The 24139-nt window shown below is 71.8% G+C and carries 19 protein-coding genes and 6 tRNA genes; 14 read left to right on the top strand and 11 right to left on the bottom strand.

What is annotated here, in order from left to right:
* Positions 1 to 82: 82 nt before the first annotated feature.
* From ACZ3IL_RS09480 to ACZ3IL_RS09470, 3 genes are all read right to left on the bottom strand, one after another.
* Positions 83 to 155 (bottom strand) — tRNA-Gly (locus ACZ3IL_RS09480).
* A gap of 80 nt (positions 156 to 235) precedes the next feature.
* A tRNA-Gly gene (locus ACZ3IL_RS09475) sits at positions 236 to 307 on the bottom strand.
* A gap of 190 nt (positions 308 to 497) precedes the next feature.
* The gene (locus ACZ3IL_RS09470; RefSeq protein WP_467388322.1) at positions 498 to 842 is read right to left on the bottom strand and encodes a histone-like nucleoid-structuring protein Lsr2; all 345 of its coding nucleotides are present in this window, start codon (positions 840 to 842) and stop codon (positions 498 to 500) included.
* A 353-nt stretch (positions 843 to 1195) separates the two neighbouring features.
* Here ACZ3IL_RS09470 and purS point away from each other — a divergent pair, with 353 nt between their 5' ends.
* From purS to purM, 7 genes are all read left to right on the top strand, one after another.
* A complete protein-coding gene (purS, locus tag ACZ3IL_RS09465) occupies positions 1196 to 1441 on the top strand; it encodes a phosphoribosylformylglycinamidine synthase subunit PurS (protein WP_015035032.1) in 246 nt (81 codons plus the stop codon).
* Positions 1438 to 2118 (top strand): phosphoribosylformylglycinamidine synthase subunit PurQ, encoded by a 681-nt coding sequence (gene purQ, locus ACZ3IL_RS09460; protein WP_467388320.1) that lies wholly within the window; start codon positions 1438 to 1440, stop codon positions 2116 to 2118. The genes purS and purQ overlap by 4 nt, the downstream gene beginning before the upstream one ends.
* Positions 2118 to 4367 (top strand): phosphoribosylformylglycinamidine synthase subunit PurL, encoded by a 2250-nt coding sequence (gene purL, locus ACZ3IL_RS09455; protein WP_467388318.1) that lies wholly within the window; start codon positions 2118 to 2120, stop codon positions 4365 to 4367. The genes purQ and purL overlap by 1 nt, the downstream gene beginning before the upstream one ends.
* 82 nt (positions 4368 to 4449) lie before the next feature.
* A complete protein-coding gene (locus ACZ3IL_RS09450; RefSeq protein ID WP_467388316.1) occupies positions 4450 to 5238 on the top strand; it encodes a maleylpyruvate isomerase family mycothiol-dependent enzyme in 789 nt (262 codons plus the stop codon).
* A gap of 130 nt (positions 5239 to 5368) precedes the next feature.
* Positions 5369 to 6187: an META domain-containing protein gene (locus ACZ3IL_RS09445; protein ID WP_467388314.1), complete on the top strand. Its 819-nt coding sequence runs from the start codon at positions 5369 to 5371 to the stop codon at positions 6185 to 6187.
* Positions 6188 to 6416: 229 nt separating this feature from the next.
* The gene (purF, locus tag ACZ3IL_RS09440) at positions 6417 to 7943 is read left to right on the top strand and encodes an amidophosphoribosyltransferase (RefSeq protein WP_467388312.1); all 1527 of its coding nucleotides are present in this window, start codon (positions 6417 to 6419) and stop codon (positions 7941 to 7943) included.
* Positions 7944 to 7988: 45 nt separating this feature from the next.
* On the top strand, positions 7989 to 9068 hold the full coding sequence (gene purM / locus ACZ3IL_RS09435) for a phosphoribosylformylglycinamidine cyclo-ligase (RefSeq protein ID WP_467388310.1): 1080 nt from the start codon (positions 7989 to 7991) through the stop codon (positions 9066 to 9068).
* A gap of 140 nt (positions 9069 to 9208) precedes the next feature.
* Here purM and ACZ3IL_RS09430 read toward each other — a convergent pair whose 3' ends face one another.
* Together ACZ3IL_RS09430 and ACZ3IL_RS09425 are read right to left on the bottom strand one after the other, a co-directional pair.
* Positions 9209 to 9463, bottom strand: a complete 255-nt coding sequence (locus ACZ3IL_RS09430) for a DUF3073 domain-containing protein (RefSeq protein ID WP_467388308.1) — start codon at positions 9461 to 9463, stop codon at positions 9209 to 9211.
* A gap of 300 nt (positions 9464 to 9763) precedes the next feature.
* A complete protein-coding gene (locus ACZ3IL_RS09425) occupies positions 9764 to 10864 on the bottom strand; it encodes a Leu/Phe/Val dehydrogenase (RefSeq protein WP_467388306.1) in 1101 nt (366 codons plus the stop codon).
* Between the two features lie 156 nt (positions 10865 to 11020).
* On the opposite strand from ACZ3IL_RS09425, the gene ACZ3IL_RS09420 reads away from it, so the two are divergent.
* Positions 11021 to 11881: a DUF8083 family protein gene (locus ACZ3IL_RS09420; RefSeq protein WP_467388304.1), complete on the top strand. Its 861-nt coding sequence runs from the start codon at positions 11021 to 11023 to the stop codon at positions 11879 to 11881.
* A 667-nt stretch (positions 11882 to 12548) separates the two neighbouring features.
* Complete coding sequence (gene bldC, locus ACZ3IL_RS09415; RefSeq protein WP_003949541.1) at positions 12549 to 12755, top strand: developmental transcriptional regulator BldC; 207 nt, start codon at positions 12549 to 12551, stop codon at positions 12753 to 12755.
* Positions 12756 to 13084: 329 nt separating this feature from the next.
* On the opposite strand, the gene ACZ3IL_RS09410 is transcribed toward bldC, so the two are convergent.
* From ACZ3IL_RS09410 to hrpA, 3 genes are all read right to left on the bottom strand, one after another.
* The gene (locus tag ACZ3IL_RS09410; RefSeq protein WP_467388302.1) at positions 13085 to 13513 is read right to left on the bottom strand and encodes a DUF6274 family protein; all 429 of its coding nucleotides are present in this window, start codon (positions 13511 to 13513) and stop codon (positions 13085 to 13087) included.
* Positions 13514 to 13637: 124 nt separating this feature from the next.
* Positions 13638 to 13711: transfer RNA gene (locus ACZ3IL_RS09405), tRNA-Asp, on the bottom strand.
* A gap of 142 nt (positions 13712 to 13853) precedes the next feature.
* Entirely contained in the window at positions 13854 to 17828 is a 3975-nt protein-coding gene (hrpA, locus tag ACZ3IL_RS09400; RefSeq protein WP_467388300.1) for an ATP-dependent RNA helicase HrpA, read from the bottom strand.
* A 243-nt stretch (positions 17829 to 18071) separates the two neighbouring features.
* Here hrpA and ACZ3IL_RS09395 point away from each other — a divergent pair, with 243 nt between their 5' ends.
* From ACZ3IL_RS09395 to ACZ3IL_RS09385, 3 genes are all read left to right on the top strand, one after another.
* The gene (locus tag ACZ3IL_RS09395; protein WP_467388298.1) at positions 18072 to 18446 is read left to right on the top strand and encodes a hypothetical protein; all 375 of its coding nucleotides are present in this window, start codon (positions 18072 to 18074) and stop codon (positions 18444 to 18446) included.
* A gap of 62 nt (positions 18447 to 18508) precedes the next feature.
* On the top strand, positions 18509 to 19285 hold the full coding sequence (locus ACZ3IL_RS09390) for a DsbA family protein (RefSeq protein WP_467388296.1): 777 nt from the start codon (positions 18509 to 18511) through the stop codon (positions 19283 to 19285).
* Positions 19282 to 20124 carry a cytochrome c biogenesis CcdA family protein gene (locus ACZ3IL_RS09385; RefSeq protein WP_467388294.1) on the top strand — a complete coding sequence of 281 codons (843 nt, stop codon included), beginning with the start codon at positions 19282 to 19284 and terminating at the stop codon, positions 20122 to 20124. The genes ACZ3IL_RS09390 and ACZ3IL_RS09385 overlap by 4 nt, the downstream gene beginning before the upstream one ends.
* 109 nt (positions 20125 to 20233) lie before the next feature.
* On the opposite strand, the gene ACZ3IL_RS09380 is transcribed toward ACZ3IL_RS09385, so the two are convergent.
* The 3 genes from ACZ3IL_RS09380 to ACZ3IL_RS09370 form a co-directional block, all read right to left on the bottom strand.
* Positions 20234 to 20307: transfer RNA gene (locus ACZ3IL_RS09380), tRNA-Phe, on the bottom strand.
* Between the two features lie 22 nt (positions 20308 to 20329).
* Positions 20330 to 20403 (bottom strand) — tRNA-Asp (locus ACZ3IL_RS09375).
* A gap of 40 nt (positions 20404 to 20443) precedes the next feature.
* Positions 20444 to 20516: transfer RNA gene (locus ACZ3IL_RS09370), tRNA-Glu, on the bottom strand.
* Positions 20517 to 20620: 104 nt separating this feature from the next.
* Here ACZ3IL_RS09370 and ACZ3IL_RS09365 point away from each other — a divergent pair.
* Positions 20621 to 20971, top strand: coding sequence for a metallopeptidase family protein (locus tag ACZ3IL_RS09365; protein ID WP_467388292.1), 351 nt, complete (start codon positions 20621 to 20623; stop codon positions 20969 to 20971).
* Positions 20972 to 22059: 1088 nt separating this feature from the next.
* The coding region (locus ACZ3IL_RS09360) for a DEAD/DEAH box helicase (RefSeq protein ID WP_467388290.1) at positions 22060 to 24139 on the top strand (2080 nt) is incomplete at its 3' end.

Raw genomic sequence — 24139 nt, 5'->3', positions numbered from 1 at the left:
CCTGACACATGTCATACCGGTGGGGGAGCGGCGGCACACGACGAAGGCCCCGGTTCCTGAGAACCGGGGCCTTCACTCCCTGAGCGGACGACGAGATTCGAACTCGCGACCCTCACCTTGGCAAGGTGATGCTCTACCAACTGAGCCACGTCCGCATTGCTGCCGCTCAGCTTTCACTGGGCGGTGCGAGCACCACTCTACCTGATCCACCGGAGTGGCCGGTAACGCGATGCAGAGCGGGTGACAGGGATCGCACACTGCGCCTTCCCCCTGGAAGGGGGATGTTCTACTACTGAACTACACCCGCACGCTCCTCGGAGTGGGGCCTTCCGGCCTCGCCCCTCGGCGTGATCCAGACTCTAGCGGATCATCGGGGGGGCAATGCAAATCGGCGCCCGGCCCCGGCCCGGGGCCGCCGTTCCGCCCCGGCCCGGGAGGCGCGTGCGCGTCCGTCCGGCCGGTTCCCGGCGGCCGTGGCCGCCGGGACGTCCCGCCCGTCAGCTCGCCTCGCGGAAGGCCTCGTAGACCCGCTTGGGGATGCGGCCCCGCGCGGGCACCTCCAGCTTGTTGGACTGCGCCCAGGCGCGGACCGCCGCGGGGGCGGGGGCGAGGGCGGTGTGCGTGTACGGCCCGGACGCCGGGCCCCGGCCGGCGGCGCCGGCCCGGGCGGGGAGCTTGCGTCCGGCCGTCACGTAGGGCGCGAGGGCCTTGCGGAGTTTCTCTGCATTGGCAGTATTCAGGTCGATCTCGTACATCTTCCCGTCGATCCCGAACACGACCGTTTCAGCCGCTTCTCCACCCTCGATGTCATCGGACAGGGTGACCATCACACGCTGAGCCACGGATATCGGTCCTTTCCTGCGGCCGCCGGGGTCGAGGGGCGCTTGTGGCGCCCTTGACGTGCGGCGATGCCGACCGTTCGGCTGTGCCGGGTCAATACTGCTTTCTTTCGTAAACCTTTGTACAGGGGGAGGTGTCGCAGGGGGAAGACCCGTCAATTGTCTCAGCGTGTCCCGGCGCATTGAGGTCCGCAATATTTAACGGGAATTTTGCTGTGGGGCATCTGGCGAAGAGGCGGGTGGAGGGGGTGTTCCGGCCCGGCCATTTGTAGGAACCTTCAGATCTCTACCCGCGTAGAATTTGGAGGCAGGTACGCTGAGGGAACCGCCCACGCAACACACCACCGGGAGTGCCAGTGGCACGCGTCGTAGTCGACGTCATGCTCAAGCCGGAGATCCTCGACCCCCAGGGGCAGGCGGTGCAGCGTGCACTGCCCCGCCTGGGATTCGCCGGAATCGCCGACGTCCGTCAGGGGAAGCGCTTCGAGCTGGAGGTGGAGGGGCCGGTCGACGACGCCGCCCTCGCCCGCATCCACGAGATGGCCGAAACCTTCCTTGCCAACACCGTGATCGAAGACTTCGTCGTGAAGGTGGAGTCGTGACCGCACGCATCGGCGTCGTCACGTTCCCCGGAACGCTCGACGACCAGGACGCGCTGCGCGCCGCCCGCCTCGCGGGCGCCGAGCCCGTCCCGCTCTGGCACCGCGACAAGGACCTCAAGCAGGTCGACGCCGTGGTCCTGGCCGGCGGCTTCTCCTACGGCGACTACCTGCGGGCCGGCGCCATCTCCCGCTTCTCGCCGGTGATGGAGACGATCATCGAGCAGGCGAAGGCCGGCATGCCGGTCCTCGGCATCTGCAACGGCTTCCAGATCCTCACCGAGGCCCACCTGCTGCCGGGCGCGATGCTGCGCAACAACCACCTCCACTTCATCTGCCGCGACCAGAAGCTGCGGGTGGAGAACGCGGAGACCGCCTGGACCTCGGACTACACCCGGGGCCAGGAGATCGAGGTCCCGCTCAAGAACATGGACGGCCGCTACGTCGCCGACGAGCGGGTGCTCGACGAGCTGGAGGCCGAGGGGCGGGTCGCCTTCCGCTACCTGGACGTGAACCCCAACGGCTCGCTGCGTGACATCGCGGGCGTCACCAACGCCGCGGGCAACGTGGTCGGCCTCATGCCGCACCCGGAGCACGCCGTCGAGCCGCTGGTCGGCACCGGCAAGACGGACGGCCTCGGTTTCTTCACCTCGATCCTCAAGAAGCTGGTCAACGCCTGATGAGCCTCGACACCGTCAAGCACGCGAGCGAGACGCCGGACAGCGAGCAGCCCTGGAAGGAGCTCGGCCTCAAGGAGGACGAGTACGCGCGCATCCGCGAGATCCTCGGCCGCCGTCCCACCGGCGCCGAGCTCGCCATGTACTCCGTCATGTGGTCCGAGCACTGCTCCTACAAGAGCAGCAAGGTCCACCTGAAGCAGTTCGGCGAGAAGACCCCCGAGAACGACGCCATGCTCGTCGGCATCGGCGAGAACGCGGGCGTCGTCGACGTCGGCCAGGGTTACGCGGTCACCTTCAAGGTCGAGTCGCACAACCACCCCTCGTACATCGAGCCCTACCAGGGCGCGGCCACCGGCGTCGGCGGCATCGTCCGCGACATCCTCGCCATGGGCGCCCGCCCGGTCGCGGTCGTGGACCCGCTGCGCTTCGGCGCGGCCGACCACCCCGACACCAAGCGCGTGCTGCCCGGTGTCGTCGCCGGCATCGGCGGCTACGGCAACTGCCTGGGCCTGCCCAACATCGGCGGCGAGGTCGTCTTCGACTCCTGCTACCAGGGCAACCCGCTGGTCAACGCCGGCTGCATCGGCGTGATGAAGCACGAGGACATCCACCTCGCCAAGGCCTCCGGCCCCGGCAACAAGGTCATCCTGTACGGCGCCCGCACGGGCGGCGACGGCATCGGCGGCGTCTCGGTCCTCGCGTCCGAGACCTTCGACGACACCAAGCCCACCAAGCGCCCCGCCGTCCAGGTCGGCGACCCCTTCCAGGAGAAGCTCCTCATCGAGTGCACCCTGGAGATCTTCAAGGAGAAGCTGGTCGCGGGCATCCAGGACCTCGGCGGCGCCGGGCTCTCCTGCGCCACGTCCGAGCTGGCCTCCGCGGGCTCCGGCGGCATGCGGGTCGACCTCGACCGCGTGCACCTGCGCGACGCGACGCTCTCGCCCGAGGAGATCCTCATGAGCGAGTCGCAGGAGCGCATGTGCGCGATCGTCGAGCCCGAGCACGTCGACCGCTTCCTGGAGATCTGCGAGAAGTGGGACGTCATCGCCACCGTCATCGGTGAGGTGACCGAGGGCGAGCGCCTGGAGATCTTCTGGCACGGCGAGCAGATCGTCGACGTGCCGCCGCGCTCCGTCGCCCACGAGGGCCCGACCTACCACCGGCCGTTCGCGCGCCCGGACTGGCAGGACGCGCTCCAGGCCGACGACGCCGGCAAGCTGCCCCGGCCGCGGAACGGCGCCGAGCTGAAGGACCAGGTCCTCAGGCTCGTCTCCTCCCCGAACCAGGCCTCCAAGTCCTGGATCACGGACCAGTACGACCGGTTCGTGCAGGGCAACACGGTCCTGGCGCAGCCCGAGGACGCGGGCATGGTCCGCATCGACGAGGAGACCAACCTCGGCGTGGCCATGGCGACCGACGGCAACGGCCGGTACGCCAAGCTCGACCCGTACACGGGCGCGCAGCTCGCGCTCGCGGAGGCGTACCGCAACGTCGCCGCCTCCGGCGCCAAGCCGCTCGCCATCTCGGACTGCCTGAACTTCGGTTCGCCCGAGGACCCGGCCGTGATGTGGCAGTTCGCCGAGGCCACCCGTGGTCTCGCGGACGGCTGCCTCCAGCTCGGCACCCCGGTGACCGGCGGCAACGTCTCCCTCTACAACCAGACCGGTGACGTGGCGATCCACCCGACGCCCGTCGTGGCCGTCCTGGGCGTGATCGACGACGTCAACCGCCGCACCCCCATCGCCTTCGCGGAAGAGGGCCAGCTCCTCTACCTGCTCGGCGACACCAAGGAGGAGTTCGGCGGTTCGGCCTGGTCCGAGGTGATCCACCAGCACCTCGGCGGCATGCCGCCGGCCGTGGACCTCGACCGGGAGAAGCTGCTCGGCGAGATCCTGATCTCGGCCTCGCGCGACGGCATGATCGACGCGGCGCACGACCTGTCCGACGGCGGTCTCGTGCAGGCGGTCGTCGAGTCCTGCCTGCGCGGCGGCAAGGGCGCCCGTCTGGTCGTCCCCGAGGGCCTCGACGCCTTCACCTTCCTCTTCAGCGAGTCGGCGGGCCGCGCGGTCGTCGCCGTCCCGCGCAGCGAGGAGCTCCGCTTCACCGACATGTGCGGCGCGCGGGGCCTGCCGGCGACCCGGATCGGTGTCGTCGACGGCGACGCGGTGGACGTGCAGGGCGAGTTCGTCCTCTCCCTGGAGGAGCTGCGCACGGCCCACGAGGCGACGATCCCGGGCCTGCTGGCCTGACCCGGCCCCTCGTGGCGGTACGTACGGGAGCCCCCGTCCGGAACTCCGGTTCCGGACGGGGGCCTTCCCGTACCCTCACCGCATGCCACCGGCCAAGAAGCGCACCCGCAGCTACGACCCCGTGAAGACCCGGGCCGCCGTCCTCGCCCAGTTCGGGCACGTACAGGAGGCGGTCGGGGCGTTCACGCCCGCACAGCTCGACGGGCCGACCCGGCTCGGGGAGTGGACGGTGCGGGACCTGGCGGCGCACGTCGCGTGGATGGCCGACTCCGTGCCGCGGCTCCTCGCCGAACCCGCCCCGGCCGTACGGGAGCTGGCCCTGCTCGACTGGCCGGCCAGGACCGCGGAGGCCGCCGGGCGGATCGACGCGCACACGCGCGGGATCGACGCCGCGGACCTGCCCGCCCTCTACGCGCGCGTGCGGGACGACTACGAGAGGGCGGTGGCGGGCGCGTCCGGCGAGCGGCTCCTGCCGCTGAGCTTCGGCGCCATGACCCTCGGGGACTTCCTCGTCACCCGGACCGTCGAACTCGTCGTCCACACCGACGACCTGAACGACGCGACCGGCGCCGGCATCCCGTACGACCGGCAGGCCCTCGCCGCCTGCACCCGTCTCCTCGCGGACGTGCTCGCGGCGCGGGTGCCGGGCGGGGCGGTCGAGGTCCGGGTCCCCCCGTACGCGGTCGTCCAGTGCGTGGAGGGCCCCCGGCACACCCGGGGCACCCCGCCCAACGTGGTCGAGACGGACCCCCTGACCTGGGTCCGGCTCGCCACCGGGCGTACGGAGTGGGCGGCGGAGCGGGACGCGGCCCGGGTGAGCGCGAGCGGCGAACGCGCCGACCTGGCGGGCCTGCTGCCCCTGATGGAGTGACCCGTACGGGCCCACGCCCCCCGCGCAGGGTGACCCGTACGGGCGGACTCGCGTCCCCCGGCAGGGACGGCCCGTACGGGGCCCCGGAAGAAGAGGGGAACCGTCCCGTCCGTCCGCCCGTCCCATCTCCATGTCGAAGCCACGCGCACTCGTCGTCCTGGTCCCGCTGCTCCTGCTCACCGCCTGCGGCACGGAGGGGGGCCGGGGCTCCGGGCCCGGGGCGGGCACCGTCTCCCCGGACCTCCCGGTCACCAGCACGCACTGGACGGTCGACGCGGTCACGGCCGACGGGAAGAGGTCCGGTGCGCCGGCCGGCGCCCGCGTCACGTTCGGGAAGGACGGCCGCGTCACGGGCACCGGCGGCTGCAACACCTTCAACGGGACCGTCGCCGTGAAGGGCGACACCCTCACCGTCTCGCGGGGCCCGTCGACCCAGATCGCCTGCTCCCCCGACCGCATGCGCTTCGAGGAGGAGCTGGGCAAGGCGTTCTCCGGGCCCCTCAAGGGCACGATGAAGGGCGACGCGTTCACCCTGACCTCGCCCGACGGGCGGAACTCCCTCGCGCTCACCGCCGAGCGGCCCGCCCCGCTGCGCGGCACCACGTGGAAGGTCGACGGCCTGCTCTCCGGGAGGACGGCGCCCTCCCTGCCCGCCGGGAGCGGGGGCAAGGCGCGTCTCGTTCTGGGCGCGGACGGCGGGATCACCGGCAACCTGGGCTGCAACAACTTCTCCGCCACCGCCCGGACCGAGGGCACGACCCTCACCGTCGAGGGCCCGGCCGCCACCACCCGGATGATGTGCACGGGCCCGCAGATGAGCCTGGAGACGAAGCTGTACGACCTCCTCGACGGGCCCCTCACGTACCGGATCGACTCCCGGACCCTGACGCTCACCGACGCCTCCGGCGAGGGCCTCACCGCCATCGCGGAACCGGCCGGACGCGCGTAGCGTCCGGCGCCCGGACCCGCCCGGACTGCGAACTCCGTCACATCGGGGACCGCTCCGGGGCCTGGTACGAGCGTCCGCTCTGTCCGGCCCCGGAGCCCGGATTCCTTCCCCCGCCTGGTTTGTAGCCCCCTCCAAGCGAGAGATGATCATTTCGTGCGAACGCACGAGAGCGGCCGACCCCGATTTCCCCAATTCGGACCAGTGGTCGAGCCCGTCTACACTCGGAAACGTGCCACGTGGTGACGGTCGACTCAATCACGATCTGCTTCCCGGCGAGAAGGGCCCTCAGGACGCTTGCGGCGTCTTCGGGGTCTGGGCTCCGGGTGAAGAGGTCGCAAAGCTCACGTACTTCGGGCTCTACGCCCTCCAGCATCGGGGCCAGGAATCCGCGGGAATCGCGGTCAGCAACGGCTCCCAGATCCTCGTCTTCAAGGACATGGGCCTCGTGTCCCAGGTCTTCGACGAGACCTCTCTCGGTTCCCTCCAGGGTCACATCGCGGTCGGTCACGCCCGCTACTCGACCACCGGGGCCTCCGTGTGGGAGAACGCGCAGCCGACGTTCCGGGCGACCGCCCGCGGCTCGATCGCGCTCGGCCACAACGGCAACCTGGTGAACACGGCGCAGCTCGCCGAGATGGTCGCCGACCTCCCCAAGCGGGAGGGGCGCGCGACCCAGGTCGCCGCCACCAACGACACCGACCTGGTCACCGCGCTCCTCGCGGGCCAGGTCGACGAGGACGGCGAGCCGCTCACCGTCGAGCAGGCCGCCGCGAAGGTCCTCCCCGACGTCCGGGGCGCCTTCTCCCTCGTCTTCATGGACGAGCACACGCTCTACGCGGCCCGCGACCCGCAGGGCATCCGCCCGCTGGTCCTCGGCCGGCTGGAGCGCGGCTGGGTGGTCGCCTCGGAGTCCGCCGCCCTCGACATCTGCGGCGCCAGCTACGTCCGCGAGGTCGAGCCGGGCGAGATGATCGCGATCGACGAGAACGGCATCCGCACCTCGCGATTCGCGGAAGCGAAGCCCAAGGGCTGTGTCTTCGAGTACGTGTACCTGGCCCGCCCGGACACCGACATCGCCGGCCGGAACGTGTACCTCTCCCGCGTGGAGATGGGCCGCCGCCTCGCGAAGGAGGCGCCCGTCGAGGCCGACCTGGTGATAGCGACCCCGGAGTCCGGCACCCCGGCCGCCATCGGCTACGCCGAGGCCTCGGGCATCCCCTTCGGCGCCGGCCTGGTGAAGAACGCCTACGTCGGGCGCACCTTCATCCAGCCCTCCCAGACCATCCGCCAGCTGGGCATCCGGCTGAAGCTGAACCCCCTCAAGGAAGTCATCAAGGGGAAGAAGCTCGTGGTCGTGGACGACTCGATCGTCCGCGGCAACACCCAGCGCGCCCTGGTCCGGATGCTCCGCGAGGCCGGTGCCGCCGAGGTCCACATCCGGATCTCCTCCCCGCCGGTCAAGTGGCCCTGCTTCTTCGGCATCGACTTCGCGACCCGCGCCGAGCTGATCGCCAACGGCATGTCGGTCGACGAGATCGGCAAGTCGCTGGGCGCGGACTCGCTCTCGTACATCTCCCTGGAGGGGATGATCGAGGCGACCACGATCCAGAAGCCGAACCTCTGCCGCGCCTGCTTCGACGGCGAGTACCCGATGGAGCTGCCGGACCCCGAGCTGCTGGGCAAGCAGCTCCTGGAGACCGAGCTGGCGGCCGGACCGGCGGCCACCGCGGCCGCCGACGCGCTCCGTCGCCCGTAAGACCCCGCTGCGCACCCGCAGTAACGACACGAAAGATCTCAACCCATGTCTGAGACCCCCAGTGCCGAAGGCGGCGCCAGCTACGCGTCCGCGGGCGTGGACATCGAGGCGGGCGACCGCGCCGTCGAGCTGATGAAGGAGTGGGTGAAGAAGACGCGCCGCCCCGAGGTCCTCGGCGGCCTCGGCGGGTTCGCCGGCCTCTTCGACGCCTCCGCCCTCAAGCGCTACGAGCGCCCCCTGCTGGCCTCCGCGACCGACGGCGTCGGCACCAAGGTCGACATCGCCCGCCAGATGGGCGTGTACGACACGATCGGCCACGACCTGGTCGCGATGGTCATGGACGACATCGTCGTCTGCGGCGCCGAACCGCTCTTCATGACCGACTACATCTGCGTGGGCAAGGTCCACCCGGAGCGGGTCGCCGCCATCGTCAAGGGCATCGCCGAGGGCTGTGTCCTGGCCGGCTGCGCCCTGGTCGGCGGCGAGACCGCGGAGCACCCGGGCCTCCTCGGCCCGGACGACTTCGACGTGGCCGGCGCGGGCACGGGCGTCGTGGAGCACGACCGCCTCCTCGGTCCCGACCGCATCCGTACGGGGGACGCGGTCATCGCCATGGCCTCCTCCGGCCTTCACTCCAACGGGTACTCGCTCGTGCGGCACGTGCTCTTCGACCGCGCCGGGATGACCCTCGACCAGCGGGTCGAGGAGCTGGGCCGGACGCTCGGCGAGGAGCTGCTGGAGCCCACGAAGATCTACTCGCTCGACTGCCTGGCCCTCACCCGGACCACGGACGTCCACGCCTTCAGCCACATCACGGGCGGCGGCCTCGCGGCCAACCTGGCCCGGGTGATCCCGGACGGCCTGCACGCCACCGTCGACCGGTCGACCTGGACCCCGGGCGCGGTCTTCGACCTCGTCGGCCGGGCCGGCCGGGTGGAGCGCCTGGAGCTGGAGAAGACGCTGAACATGGGCGTCGGCATGATGGCCGTCGTCCCGGCCGATTCGGTGGACGCGGCCCTGACGACGCTGGCGGACCGGGGCGTGGAGTCCTGGGTCGCGGGCGAGATCACCGAGCGCGGCGACCGCGCCACCGGCGCCGAGCTGGTCGGGGACCACGCGCGCTGAGACCGGAAGGCCGTCGGGAATCGGGGGTGCCCTCAGGGGCGCCCCCGACCGGTCTCTCCGGGCCCGGGCGCCGGCGCGCACGCGGACAGCACGGAAACCCGGCCGGGGCGTACCGGGCCGGGTTTCGGTGATTCAGAAGGTCAAGCGCGACGCGGGGACGAAGAAGGACCGGACCGGTCGTCCTCGTCCTCGTCGTCCGTGTTGTAGAGATCCGCGTACTGGGCGTACGGGTCGTCTTCGTCGTCGTCGTCCTCGAACGGCTCGCCATTCGGCGGCTGGCTCGAAGTCGAAGCGCCCAGCTCATTGGCCAGACGCGTCAGGTCCGTCCCGCCGCTGCTGTACTTCAGCTGGCGGGCGACCTTGGTCTGCTTGGCCTTTGCCCGGCCGCGCCCCATGGCTCGACCCCCTCGGTGACGGGGCTCGATGGCCCCAGAGTCTTGACACGCGTTCATGGTTCGGAACGGACTCTCGACGGAGAGACCGGCCCGTAGGGCTTCAACGGTACCTGTTTCCGCGGGCCTACGGTACGCCGTGCGCATCACATACCCCGGTACAGAACCTTCGAGGAGCCCTTTCCTCGCTGGTCAGTCGCGATTTTAACCTCTTCCGGGGGGCCGACCCGCCGAGGGGGGTGAGGGAAGTCTCCCCGCGTCCCCCCGGCGGCGGGCCGGGACCGGATGCCCCCGGGGCGCGGCTCAGCCGCGCCGGGCCTCCGCCATCCGCTGCTCCGCGATCCGGTCGGCCGCCGCGGCCGGCGGAATCCCGTCCTCCTTCGCACGTGCGAAGATCGAGAGGGTGGTGTCGAAGATCTTCGCCGCCTTCGCCCTGCACCGGTCGAAGTCGAAGCCGTGCAGCTCGTCCGCGACCTGGATCACGCCGCCGGCGTTGACCACGTAGTCGGGCGCGTAGAGGATGCCGCGCTCCTCCAGGTCCTTCTCGACGCCGAGGTGGGCGAGCTGGTTGTTGGCCGCGCCGCAGACGATCTTCGCGGTGAGGGCCGGCACGGTGTCGTCGTTCAGGGCGCCGCCGAGCGCGCAGGGCGCGTAGACGTCCAGGCCCTCGACGCGGATCAGCGCGTCGGTGTCGGCGACCACCTTCACCCGGGGGTGCCGGTCGGTGATCCGGCGGACCGACTCCTCGCGCACGTCGGTGACGTAGACCTCGGCGCCGTCCTCCAGGAGGTGTCCGACGAGGTGGTGGCCGACCTTGCCGACGCCCGCGACGCCGACCCTGCGGCCGCGCAGGGTCGGGTCGCCCCACAGGAACTGCGCGGAGGCGCGCATGCCCTGGAAGACGCCGAAGGCGGTGAGGACGGAGGAGTCGCCGGCGCCGCCGTTCTCGGGGGAGCGGCCGGTGGTCCACCGGTTCTCGCGGGCGACGACGTCCATGTCGGCGACGTAGGTGCCGACGTCGCAGGCCGTGACGTACCGGCCGCCGAGGGAGGCGACGAACCGCCCGTAGGCGAGGAGGAGCTCCTCCGTCTTGATCTGTTCCGGGTCGCCGATGATGACGGCCTTGCCGCCCCCGTGGTCGAGACCGGCCAGGGCGTTCTTGTACGACATGCCGCGTGCCAGGTTGAGCGCGTCGGCGACCGCCTCCGCCTCGGTGGCGTAGGGGTGGAAGCGGGTGCCGCCGAGGGCGGGGCCCAGGGCGGTGGAGTGGAGGGCGATGACGGCCTTGAGGCCGGTGGAGCGGTCCTGGCACAGCACGACCTGCTCGTGGCCGCCCCGTTCCGAACGGAACAGGGTCTGCAGCACGTCTGCGGGGTCGACAGGAACGCCGGTCACATCGGTCACGGTGGTGACTCCCAGGTAAGAAGCGGCGGTTGTGGCCCTCCCTGCGGGTGGGGGAGGGACCGGTTCGGCAAGAGGGTAAGCGCTACCAGGGCGTAGATCAGCCGTAGTGCGCGGGATCACCCCCTCGGGGGGTACCGCCGTGGAAGGATTCGCGGCATGTCGGTCCCCTCCCCGGTCCCCGTTCCCTACGCGTCCTATCTGCGGGTGTACGAGCCGCTGGCCGCGTTCCCCGAGCCGGAGCGGACCCACTGGTCCCGGTACGCGCGGCGGCCCCGCACCCCGGGGGCGCAGGAGGAGCTGCGCCGGTCGCTCGCGGACCTGCTGCCGGTGCCCCCGGTGCCGGTTCCGGTGCACGAGAGCGGGGAGGCCTTCGTCGCGCACCTGGACGGGGCGGTGGTGATCTGCCCGTGGCGGACCCGGCTGCGCGGCTGGCTGGCCCTGGAGGAGCTGGAGGCGGAGGGGTACCCGGAGCCGGTGCTCGACGCGATGCTCCCGCCGGTGGTGCGCGCGCAGGTGGCGGCGGACCACGAGCGCTGGCGGGCGCGGAACCCGGACGCGCGGCCGTGGATCCGCACGGCGGTCTGGCAGGTGCCGCTGCGCTGGTTCGCGCTCTTCGGGGACGAGGACCGGCGGTACGAGCCGGGGGAGCCGGCGGACGGCGGGCCGGGCCGGCCGCCGGTGCTGCGGTACCGGACGACGATGGCGCAGGCGCGGCGCCGGCTCGCGCGGGCGCTGCGGACGCTGCGGGAGTCGATCGACGAGGGGCCCATGACGGAGGGTCTGGTCGAGGTGGGGCGCTGGCTGGAGGAGTTCCACCCCCGGTCCCTGGTGGAGCTGGACTTCGGGGGGCTCGTGCACGCGGTCACGGCCGAGTGGCTGGCGGAGGAGCGGTCGGCGGCCCAGCTGGCCGAGGGGATCGCGGCGCTGCGGGCGGGGGACGGCGAGGCGGCGGGCGGGGTGTACGGGCGCCTCGCCGAGCGCTGGCGGGCGGTCGGGGACCTGCGCTTCGCGAACTGACCCCGGGCCGGGCGGGTTTCGGCGCGGGGGCACGGTCGCGCCCAGGTGCCGTGGTCAGGGGCTCGCGGGGCGCGAAGTGACACCAGTCGGGCATCTTCGTCAGGTCGGTATCGACAAGACATGTCCGGCCGGTGTAAATGATCTTCGAGGTCTCCGGAGCCGACGGCTCCGGGGTCTCCGCGTCCGCTTCCTCCGGCCGGGTCCTTCGGCTCCCGTCCGGTGGGGACGTTGGTCCCGATCCGGGCCTTTGGCTCAAGCGTGACGGACAGCACTAAACGCACCCTTGCGCCCATCCCCCATCCTCGTGCCAAAATAGGACAAGGAGTCCGGGGAGGGTTCCTTCCGCCCAAGTGTGGGCGGAACGCTCAGCATTGCACTCTATGGGGGGTCTGAGGACTCCTGATCGCGCCTGTGACTGATCGTCACAGGCGCGTGACTGTCCGTTATGGCATGGTCCATCGACTTCCGCCGCTGATGAACACCTGCGAGGGCAATTCCATCGGTTTGGCCGACGTGGCTGGACGGATGGTGTAGTTGTAGTGCCGAGGACAAGCCGTTCGTCCTATAACCGACTCGGCCCGCTTCTGCCATTTCGGGCAACGCGGGTCAAGGTGCAGAATTTAGAGGAAAGAACCGAGATGGTTCGGTTCTCCCGAGGAGGCCGCTCATGACCGCTCGCACCCCTGATGCCGAGCCGCTGCTGACCCCTGCCGAGGTTGCCACGATGTTCCGTGTCGACCCGAAGACGGTGACCCGTTGGGCCAAGGCCGGCAAGCTCACGTCCATCCGCACCCTGGGTGGGCACCGCCGGTACCGCGAGGCCGAGGTCCGCGCACTGCTGGCGGGCATTCCGCAGCAGCGCAGCGAGGCCTGAGGTCGCGTGACACCCCGCAGCACCCCGTAGTACCGGGCCTGTCCGGACCCCCCAATCCGGTCGCCCACCCCCCGCTCTGCCGGTGAGCGCCTGCCCCAACAGGCCTTCGCCGTACGATCGCGCTGGACTCCGCCGGGTCCAGCGCGATCTTTTTGTGTCCGCTGTTACCCGTGGTTTCGCCGTGCAATTGCACATATTAAATCGGACGGGTGTAGGGCGGGTGTAAGTGAAGCGGTTTCTGAAAGACTTTCAGTGACACCCGTCACACCGGCGGGACCTTGCCAACGGCCGGTCCGCTCCTTCCGGGACGGAACCCAACGGCCCGGCGGTCACGGGCCGGTGGGGCTCCCGCCCTCCTCCGCCGGCGGTCGTTCCCCCGCGCCGGACGGACCCGGGACACCGGGGGTCACCCGTCCGGCCCAGGACGCGCCGGCGGATTCGGCGGCTTCCTCTTCGACGACTTCCGCTTCGGTGCCTTCCACGGGGCCGACGGCCTCCGCCTCCGCGGGGACGGCGCTCTCCTCCGGTCCGGTGTCCTCGCCTGTCCGGGCGAACGTGGCGGGCACGGCGGAACCGACCGGCACGGAGAAATCGGCGGGATCGACCGGATCGGCCGGCTCCGCGGTCTCCATGGCGAGCCTCAGGAGGCGGTGGCAGACCGTGCAGCGCCGCGTGAGGTGCCCGTACCGCGACGCGGCCGCCAGGTGGGCGCGCAGGAGCGCTCGTGTGTCGTGCCGTGCTGCGGACGCCGCGGCCATGCGCGACCACCTCCCGTGGGCCCCCGGTTCCCTGAAAGACCGGAGTACCGGCGGGCGCGGGACGCCGTCAAGACACGGGGACACAACGAAGGCCCGCATCTCACGATGCGGGCCTTCGGGGAGGCGATCCTGACGGGACTTGAACCCGCGACCTCCACCTTGACAGGGTGGCGAGCTAACCAACTGCTCCACAGGACCTTGCTCGCAGCCTTTTCAAGCGGCTGCGAAAGAAACTGTACAGCAGGCCGGCGGGTCAGGTCGAACTCACCGACGGCGAGGGTCCGGCTACCGGCCCGTGCGGCTCCGTCGGTGGGTCTCCGGCCGGTCCGCGCGGGTCCGGCTACGGGACCGACGCGTCGATCGCCTTCACGATCCGCTTGTCCGACACCGGGTAGGCCGTCCCCAGGGCGTGCGCGAAGTAGCTCACCCGCAGCTCCTCGATCATCCAGCGGATGTCGGTGACCGAGGACGGCACCGGCCGGCCCTCCGGGAACTGTTCGAGCAGCCAGGCGTACTCGTCCTGCATCTCCCGGACCTTCTCCATCCGGGTGGTGTCCCGCTGGACCCCGGTCGGCATCTGCTGGAGGCGCCGGTCCACCGCCACCAGGTAGCGCATCAGGTCCGGGAGGCGCTTCAGCCCCGTACGGGTGACGAAGCCGGCCGGCACCAGCCGGTCGAGCTGTTCCCGGACGTCCCGCAGGTTCGGCAGCAGCGCCGGACTGCTCGTGGCCTTCAGGCGCCGCTCGCAGGCCTGCCAGGCCGCCAGGACCTGCTGGACCTGGCCCACCGTCCGCACCGTCGTGTCCACGAGGTCCGCGCGGACCCTGTCGTACAGCTTCCGGAAGGACTCCTCGTCCCACACCGGGCCGCCGTGGTCCGCGATCAGCTTGTCGGCGGCGGCGGTCGCGCAGTCCTCGAAGAGGGCCTGGATCGAGCCGTGCGGGTTCGAGGACAGGGCCAGCTTCTGCTGGTTGGTCAGCTTGTCCGAGGCGAACTTCGCCGGGTTCACCGGGATGTTCAGCATGATCAGCTTCCGGGTGCCCTCCCACATCGCCCGGTCCCGCTCGGCCTCCGTGTCGAAGAGCCGCACGGCCACGCCGGCGCCCTCGTCCACGAGCGCCGGGTACGCCTTGACCGGCTGCCCGGCCCGCCTGGTCTCGAAGACCTTGGTGAGCGTGCCGATCGTCCAGTCCGTGAGCCCGGCGCGCTCCAGGGAGGGCCCGGAGCCGTCCGGGCCGCCCGTGGCCGCCGCGGCGGCCTTGGAGAGGGCCTGGCGGGCCTTGGGGCGCAGTTTCAGGCGCAGCGCCTCCAGGTCCTTGTCCTCGGCCACCTTGCGGCGCCGCTCGTCCACGATCCGGAACGTCACCTTGAGGTGGTCGGGGACCTTCGCCCAGTCGAAGTCGTCCGGCGTGAGCGGGACGCCGGCCATCCGCCGGAGCTCGCGCGCCAGCGCCGTCGTCAGCGGCTCCTGCACGGGCACCACGGAGTCCAGGAAGCGGGCCGCGAAGTCCGGAGCCGGGACGCAGTGGCGGCGGACCGGCTTCGGCAGGGAGCGGATCAGCTCCGTGACGACCTCCGTCCGCAGGCCCGGGATCTGCCACTCGAAGCCCTCGCCCGTCACCTGGTTGAGCACCTGGAGCGGGATGTGGACGGTCACGCCGTCCGCGTCCGCGCCCGGCTCGAACTGGTACGTCACCCGGAACGTGAGCGCGCCCTGCCGCCACGCGTCCGGGTAGTCGTCCTTGGTGACCGCCCCCGCCCGCTCGTTGATGAGCATCTCGCGCTCGAAGTCGAGGAAGTCCGGCTCCTCGCGGTGCTTGCGCTTCCACCAGGAGTCGAAGTGGGCGCCGGAGACGACGTGTTCGGGGACGCGCTTGTCGTAGAAGTCGAAGAGCGTCTCGTCGTCCACCAGGATGTCCCGGCGGCGGGCCCGGTGCTCCAGCTCCTCGACCTCCGTGAGGAGCCTGCGGTTGTCCGCGAAGAACTTGTGGTGGGTGCGCCAGTCGCCCTCGACCAGCGCGTTCCTGATGAACAGGTCCCGGGAGACCTCCGGGTCGATCCGCCCGTAGTTCACCTTGCGGTCGGTGACGATCGGGACGCCGTACAGCGTCACCTTCTCGAACGCCATCACGGCCGCCTGGTCCTTCTCCCAGTGCGGCTCGCTGTACGTCTTCTTCACCAGGTGCTGGGCGAGCGGTTCGATCCACTCGGGCTCGATCCGGGCGTTGACCCGGGCCCACAGGCGCGACGTCTCCACCAGTTCGGCGGACATGACGAAGCGCGGGGGCTTCTTGAAGAGCGCCGAGCCGGGGAAGATCGCGAACTTGGCGTTCCGCGCGCCCAGGTACTCGCTGCGGCCCCCCTCCCGGCGGCCGCCCTCCTTCGCCCCGTCCTTGGACTCCTTCACGTCCTTCAGGCCGATGTGCGAGAGGAGGCCGGCGAGGAGGGAGACGTGCACGGACTGCTCCGGCGCATCCTCCTCGTTGAGGTGGATGCCCATCTGCCGGGCGACCGTCCGCAGCTGGGTGTAGATGTCCTGCCACTCGCGGATGCGGAGGAAGTTCAGGTACTCCTGCTTGCACATCCGGCGGAAGGAGCTGGAACCGCGCTCCTTCTGCTGCTCGCGGACGTACCGCCACAGGTTCAGGTAGGCGAGGAAGTCGCTCGTCTCGTCCTTGAACCGGGCGTGCTGCTGATCGGCCTGCGCCTGCTTCTCCGCGGGCCGTTCGCGCGGGTCCTGGATGGAGAGCGCCGCCGCGATGACCATGACCTCGCGGGCGCAGCCGTTCCGCTCGGCCTCCAGGACCATGCGGGCGAGCCGCGGGTCCACGGGCAGCTGGGAGAGCTTGCGGCCCTGCTCCGTCAGCCGCTTCTTCGGGTCCTTCTCGGCCGGGTCGATCGCGCCCAGCTCCTGGAGGAGCTGCACGCCGTCCCGGATGTTGCGGTGGTCCGGCGGGTCGATGAAGGGGAACTTCTCGATGTCGCCGAGGCCGGCGGCGGTCATCTGGAGGATGACGGAGGCCAGGTTCGTGCGGAGGATCTCGGCGTCCGTGAACTCCGGCCGCGAGAGGAAGTCGTCCTCCGAGTACAGCCGGATGCAGATGCCGTCGGACGTACGGCCGCAGCGGCCCTTGCGCTGGTTGGCGCTGGCCTGGCTGACCGGCTCGATGGGCAGCCGCTGCACCTTGGTCCGGTGCGAGTAGCGGGAGACGCGGGCGGTGCCCGGGTCGATCACGTACTTGATGCCGGGGACGGTCAGGGAGGTCTCGGCGACGTTCGTCGCGAGGACGATCCGGCGCCCGGAGTGCGCCTGGAACACCCGGTGCTGCTCGGCGTGCGAGAGGCGCGCGTAGAGGGGGAGGACCTCGGTGTTCCGCAGGTTCCGTTTCAGCAGCGCGTCCGCCGTGTCGCGGATCTCGCGCTCGCCGGAGAGGAAGACCAGGATGTCGCCCGGCCCCTCGGACTGGAGCTCGTCGACGGCGTCGCAGATCGCGGTGATCTGGTCCCGGTCGGACTCCTCCGAGTCCTCTTCGAGGAGGGGGCGGTAGCGGACCTCGACGGGGTACGTGCGTCCGCTGACCTCGACGATCGGGGCGTCCCCGAAGTGGCGGGAGAAGCGCTCCGGGTCGATGGTCGCGGAGGTGATCACGACCTTGAGGTCGGGGCGCTTCGGAAGGAGCTGGGCCAGGTAGCCGAGCAGGAAGTCGATGTTGAGGGACCGCTCGTGGGCCTCGTCGATGATGATCGTGTCGTAGGCGCGCAGCTCGCGGTCCGTCTGGATCTCCGCGAGCAGGATGCCGTCGGTCATCAGCTTCACGAAGGTCGCCTCGGGGTTCACCTGGTCGGTGAAGCGGACCTTCCAGCCGACGGCCTCGCCCAGCGGGGTCCCCAGCTCCTCGGCGACGCGCTCGGCGACGGTGCGGGCGGCGATCCGGCGGGGCTGGGTGTGCCCGATCATGCCCCGGACGCCCCGGCCCAGCTCCAGACAGATCTTGGGGATCTGGGTGGTCTTCCCGGAGCCCGTCTCACCGGCGACGATCACGACCTGGTGGTCGCGTATCGCCTCCAGGATCTCGTCCTTCTTCTGCGAGACGGGGAGCTGTTCGGGGTAGGTGACGGCGGGCACGCGGGCGGCGCGCGCGTCGACGCGCTCCTTGGCCTTGGCCGCCTCGGCGGCGATCTCGTCCAGGACGGCCGCGCGGGCCTCGGGCTTGCGGATGCGGCGGGCGCCTTCGAGACGGCGGCCGAGCCGGTGGGAGTCCCGCAGCGAGACCCCGGCCAGGACGGACTGGAGGGCGGCGAAGGAAGTAGACATACGGAATCCAGGATCGCACCTGCGGCCGAGAAGCGGCGAACCGATTTACGAGCGGTCCGTCCCGGGGTCCGGCGGGGCGCGCCGTCCGGACCGGGAAGAACGGGCGGGGAACGGACCGGGGTGCGCCGTCCGGGGCGGGAACGGGCCGGGAACGGGCCAGGAACGGGCCGGGGCGCGCCGTCCGGGGCGGCCGGGCGGAGTGCGTACTATTTCGGGCACGTCGACCGGACCGGAGAGTTCTGCATGTTCCGCACCACCCGCGCGCCGGCGGCGTTCGCCGCGCTCCTGGGACTGGTGCTGGGGCTGCTCGCGTGCGGGGCGTTCGCCCGGGCGGAGCCCGCCGGGGCCCCGCACGCCGCGGACGCCGTCGCCGTCTCCGCCCCGGGAGGTTCCGTGCCCGGCTGCGATCCGGGCCGTTCCGCCGGGGGGACGGGGAAGCCCGCCGCGCCGCCGCGCGCGCACGGCTTCGCGGAGCTGCTGCCCGCCCTCGCCGCCGACCGGGTGCCGTGCGGTGCCCGGCCCGTGGACGCGGCGGCCGGTGTCCGGCCGGTGCCGGGGCGGGAGCCGCCCGTACGCGTCCCGCCGTCGCCCGTGGAGCTGTCGGTCCTGAGGGTGTAGACGGACGGCCGTTCCCCGCCGTCCCGTCCTTTCCCTTCCCCTCTTCCCGGGAGCGCTTCCGCATGCCCACCTCCTCCTCGTCCTCCTCCGCCGCCAGGTACAGGCCGGTCGCGATCGTCGCCGGGGTGGCGACCGCCGCCGTGCTGCTCGGCGTCGTCTCGTACACCGCGACCAAGCCCCCGGCCCCCGGCGCCTCCGGTCCGTCCGCCGTCGCGGAGGCCGGCGCCGGCCCGTCCGCCGGCGTGTACGCGCGGCTGGAGGCGTACGCCCGCCGCGACGCCTCCGACAAGCTCGCCCTGGGCCGGGCCGACGCGCCCGTGGTGCTCATCGAGTACGCCGACTTCAAGTGCGGCTACTGCGGGAAGTTCGCCCGGGACACCGAGCCGGCCCTGGTGGAGAAGTACGTCGGCGACGGCACCCTGCGCATCGAGTGGCGGAACTTCCCGATCTTCGGCGAGGAGTCGGAGGCCGTCGCCCGCGCCTCCTGGGCGGCCGGACAGCAGGGCCGTTTCTGGGAGTTCCACAAGGCCGCCTACGCGGAGGGCGCCAAGGAGAAGGGCTTCGGCCGGGACCGGCTCGCGGCCCTCGCGAAGGAGGCGGGCGTCCCCGACGCGGCCCGGTTCGCGCGCGACAGCGAGGGGGAGGCGGCCCGCGCGGCCGTGCGGAAGGACCAGGAGGAGGGGTACGCGCTCGGCGCCACCTCCACCCCGTCCTTCCTGGTCAACGGCCGTCCGATCGCGGGCGCGCAGCCGCTGGGGACCTTCACGGAGGCGATCGAGGCGGCGGCGAGGGCGAAGGGCGCGGAGAAGTCGGCGCGGCCCTCCGGGAGCGGGCGGTGACCTCCGGGATCGGGTACTTCGCCGCCTTCCTCGGCGGGCTGCTCGCCCTCCTCAGCCCGTGCAGCGCCCTGCTGCTGCCCGCCTTCTTCGCGTACTCGATCGACACGCGCGCGAAGCTGGTCGCCCGGACCGGCGTCCTCTACGCGGGGCTGGCGACCACCCTCGTCCCGCTCGGGGCGGCCGGTTCGCTGGCGGGCCGGTTCTTCTACGGCCACCGGGACCTGCTCGTCACGGCCGGGGGCCTGCTGATCGTCGGGCTCGGCGTCCTCCAGATCCTCGGCCTGGGCTTCGCCTCCCGCCGGATCGCGGAGGCGAGCGGCCGCATCCGGCCCGTGTCGGCGTTCTCCGTCTACGCCCTGGGCCTGGTCTACGGACTCGCGGGCTTCTGCGCGGGCCCGATCCTCGGCAGCGTCCTGACGGTGGCGGCGCTGAGCGGCAGCCCGGCGTACGGGGGGCTGCTCCTCGCGGTGTACGCGCTGGGGATGGCGGTGCCGCTGTTCGTCCTGGCGCTGCTCTGGGAGCGGTACGACCTGGGCCGGCGGCGCCTGCTGCGCGGGCGGGCGTTCCGGGCGGGCCCGCTGACGCTCCACTCGACCTCGGTGCTCTCGGGCCTCTTCTTCGTCGTCCTGGGCACGCTGTTCCTGGTCTTCGACGGGACGACCGCGCTGCCGGGCCCGCTGTCGGTGGACGACTCGTTCGCCGTGGAGGAGCGGGTGGCCTCGCTGGGCCGGGCGGTCCCGGACTGGGCGCTGCTCGTCGCGGTGGTGGCCGTGGTGGCACTGGTCCTCGCGCTGCGGGCGAGGCGGGGGAGCCGTTCGGGGGAACGCGAGGAGGTCTGACGGTACGGGGAGGGGGCGCCGCCCCCTCCCCGTGCGGACGCCTCCGGCCCTGGCGCTCCGTTCCGGGAACGGCGAAGGCCCCGTTCTTTCGAACGGGGCCTTCTGTTTGTGGCTGGGGCCGGGGTCGAACCGGCGACCTATCGCTTTTCAGGCGATCGCTCGTACCAACTGAGCTACCCAGCCACGAAGCCGTCTCCAGCTTCAGCGACTCTGACGGGACTTGAACCCGCGACCTCCACCTTGACAGGGTGGCGAGCTAACCAACTGCTCCACAGAGCCAAGCTTGTGCGCGATCACTAGTCTCGCACACGGTCATGCGTGCCCCCAACGGGATTCGAACCCGTGCTACCGCCTTGAAAGGGCGACGTCCTGGGCCACTAGACGATGAGGGCTAGAGGCTCACCTGCGCACTTCCCAGTGCGTCGGGGACGTGAGAAGCATATGGGATGCCGGCCGCTATCGCCAAAACGGTTTCCCGCCGGGGGAGAATGGGCGCGTGCTGGAGATGACGCGCGAGGAGTTCGAGGAGCTTGTCGCCGAGGCCCTGGACCGCATTCCGCCCGAGCTGACGCGGCTGATGGACAACGTCGCCGTGTTCGTGGAGGACGAGCCCCCTTCCGACGACCCCGAGCTGCTCGGGCTGTACGAGGGGACGCCGCTGACCGAACGGGGCGAGTGGTACGCCGGCGTCCTGCCGGACCGGATCACGGTCTACCGGGGGCCGACGCTGCGCATGTGCGCGTCGCGCGAGGACGTGGTCGCGGAGACCGAGATCACCGTGGTGCACGAGATCGCCCACCACTTCGGCATCGACGACGAGCGGCTGCACGCGCTGGGGTACGGCTGACGGGCGCGGGATGTGAACGGGCGCGGGATGTGAACGGGGGAGGGGTGTGATCGCGGACGGGACGTGATCGGCCGGAGCGCGGGACGGGCTCGTCCGGGGCGGGGGCCGTGTCCCGTGCGCGGCGGCCCGTGTCCCCCGTGGCGTCCGGGGAGTTGGGCAGGGTGACGCGTTCCGTTCCCGCCCGCTGTGTCCTGGAGGTGCCCCCGTGCGCCATTTGCCCACCCCGGTGAGATGGGCCGCCACCGCGCTGGCCGTCGCCGCCTGTGCCGGTCTGAGCGGCTGCATGAGCGTGAGCGACGAGGGGGCGGAGCCGGGTCCCGGCGCGTCCGGGGGGAAGCGGGGCGTGGCGGCCGAGACCGGCGGCGGTGGCGCCGGACAGCCGGACGGGGGCGGCGGGCCCCGGCACGGCCGGCCGGACGCGGGCGGGCCGGAACCGGCCGCCGCGGGCAGGGGGACCCCGGTGCCGGGCGGCCCGTCCGCCTCCGGCACGGCGGCCCCCGCGCCGAGCGCGCCGCCGGGAGCCCCTCCTTCCGGCGGCCCGGCGGCGTCGAGGCCGGCCGGCGGCCACACGGGCGGCGGTCCGGGCGGCGGCGGGCCCGGGAACGGTGGAACCGGCGGGGGCGGAGGCGGCGCCGTGCCCGGCGGTGGCGGTGGCGCGGGAGGGGCGGGCGACGGCGGGGGCACCCCGGCTCCGGAGCCGACCGCGCCGCCCGTCGAGCCCACGCAGGAGCCGCCGGTCCCGACCCCGGAGCCGACGCCCGAACCGACCTCGGACCCGACCGATCCGCCCAGCCCCGGCCCGGACACCCAGATGGGTGCCCTGCGGCCGGCGGAAGGGGCGGGCATGGTCCCGGCACGACCGGTGTATCCGCAGGTGGGGCGGGTGTGAAGTAGACCGATTTGCCATAGGTGGGGGAGGGTGCGTATGGTGGTAGATCGTTTGATCCCATTGCCCGGCGCCGACACAGAAGAGCGCCGTGTGGCGCGTACTCTCCCTAGCCGTGGCTGGACCGCATCGAGGCGGTCGATTTGCGAAAACACGGAGTTGACGGGCGCGTGCCGAGACTCCGGAAGGTTTCGCATTTCGCATGTCCATTTTCAGTTCTGACCACGCCGTCATGCCCGAGAACGACGAGATCACCGAGGCCGCCGCGGCCGCCGGGATCGCCGAAGCCGTAGAGGCCGTCGAGACCGACATGATCGAGGCCTCCTTCGAGGACGGCGCCCCGGGCGACGACTCCGCCGAGGAGCCCGCCGAGCCCACGATCACCTTCGCGGACCTCGGTCTGCCGGAGGGCGTCGTCCGCAAGCTCGCGCAGAACGGCGTCACCACCCCCTTCCCGATCCAGGCGGCGACCATCCCGGACGCCCTGGCCGGCAAGGACATCCTCGGCCGCGGCCGCACCGGCTCCGGCAAGACCCTCTCCTTCGGTCTGCCGCTGCTCGCCGGTCTGGCCGGCGGCCACACCGACAAGAAGAAGCCCCGCGGCATCATCCTCACGCCGACCCGTGAGCTCGCGATGCAGGTCGCGGACGCCCTCCAGCCGTACGGCGACGTGCTCGGCCTCAAGATGAAGGTCGTCTGCGGCGGTACGTCCATGGGCAACCAGATCTACGCCCTGGAGCGCGGTGTCGACGTCCTCGTCGCCACCCCGGGCCGTCTGCGCGACATCATCAACCGCGGCGCCTGCTCCCTGGAGCAGGTCAAGATCGCCGTCCTCGACGAGGCCGACCAGATGGCCGACCTGGGCTTCCTGCCCGAGGTCACCGAGCTGCTCGACCAGATCCCCGGCGGCGGCCAGCGCATGCTCTTCTCCGCCACCATGGAGAACGAGATCGGCACCCTGGTCAAGCGCTACCTGACCGACCCCGTCACGCACGAGGTCGACAGCGCGCAGGGCAACGTCACGACCATGACCCACCACGTCCTCGTCGTGAAGCCGAAGGACAAGGCCCCGGTCACGGCCGCGATCGCCGCCCGCAAGGGCCGCACGATCATCTTCGTCCGCACCCAGCTCGGTGCCGACCGCATCGCCGAGCAGCTGTGCGACGCCGGTGTGAAGGCCGACGCGCTGCACGGCGGCATGACGCAGGGCGCCCGCACCCGCGTCCTCGAGGACTTCAAGAAGGGCTACGTCAACGCGCTCGTCGCGACCGACGTGGCCGCGCGCGGCATCCACGTGGACGGCATCGACCTCGTCCTGAACGTGGACCCGGCCGGCGACCACAAGGACTATCTGCACCGCTCGGGCCGTACCGCCCGCGCCGGCAAGTCCGGCGTCGTCGTCTCCCTCTCCCTGCCGCACCAGCGCCGCCAGATCTTCCGCCTGATGGAGGACGCGGGCGTCGACGCCACGCGCCACATCGTCGGCGGCGCCGGCGCGTTCGACCCGGAGGTCGCCGAGATCACCGGCGCCCGTTCGCTGACCGAGGTCCAGGCCGACTCGGCGAACAACTCCGCCAAGCAGGCCGAGCGCGAGGTCGTCGAGCTCACCAAGCAGCTGGAGCGCCTCCAGCGCCGGGCCGTCGAACTCCGCGAGGAGGCCGACCGCCTGGTGGCCCGCGCCGCCCGTGAGCGCGGCGAGGACCCGGAGGCGGCGGTGGCCGAGGTGGCCGAGGCCGCCGAGGCCGAGGTCGCCGCGGCGGCCGCCGAGGCCGAGCGCGCCGCGCGCGCCGAGGAGCAGCGCCGCGAGGAGCGCCCGTCCTTCCGGGACGAGCGGGGCAACTTCGAGCGCCGCGACCGGGGCGACCGGGGCGGTTTCCGCGGGAACGACCGCGGTGGGGACCGCGGCGGCTTCCGTCGTGACAACGACCGTCCGTCCGGTGGCTTCCGTCGTGACGACCGTCCCTCGGGTGGTTTCAACCGTGACGGTGACCGTGGTGGCCGTTCCTTCGAGCGTCGTGACAACGACCGTCCGTCCGGTGGCTTCCGTCGGGACGACCGTCCCTCGGGCGGTTTCAACCGCGACGGTGACCGTGGTGGCCGTTCCTTCGAGCGTCGTGACAACGACCGTCCGTCCGGCGGCTTCCGTCGTGACGACCGCCCCTCGGGCGGGTTCAACCGCGACGGCGACCGCGGCGGCTTCCGTCGTGACAACGACCGTCCGTCCGGTGGCTTCCGTCGTGACGACCGTCCCTCGGGTGGTTTCAACCGTGACGGTGACCGTG

The organism is Streptomyces sp. NPDC014907, assembly GCF_055562975.1.
The sequence above is the reverse complement of the archived record's forward strand: the minus strand, read 5'-3'. Positions and strand labels throughout refer to the sequence as shown.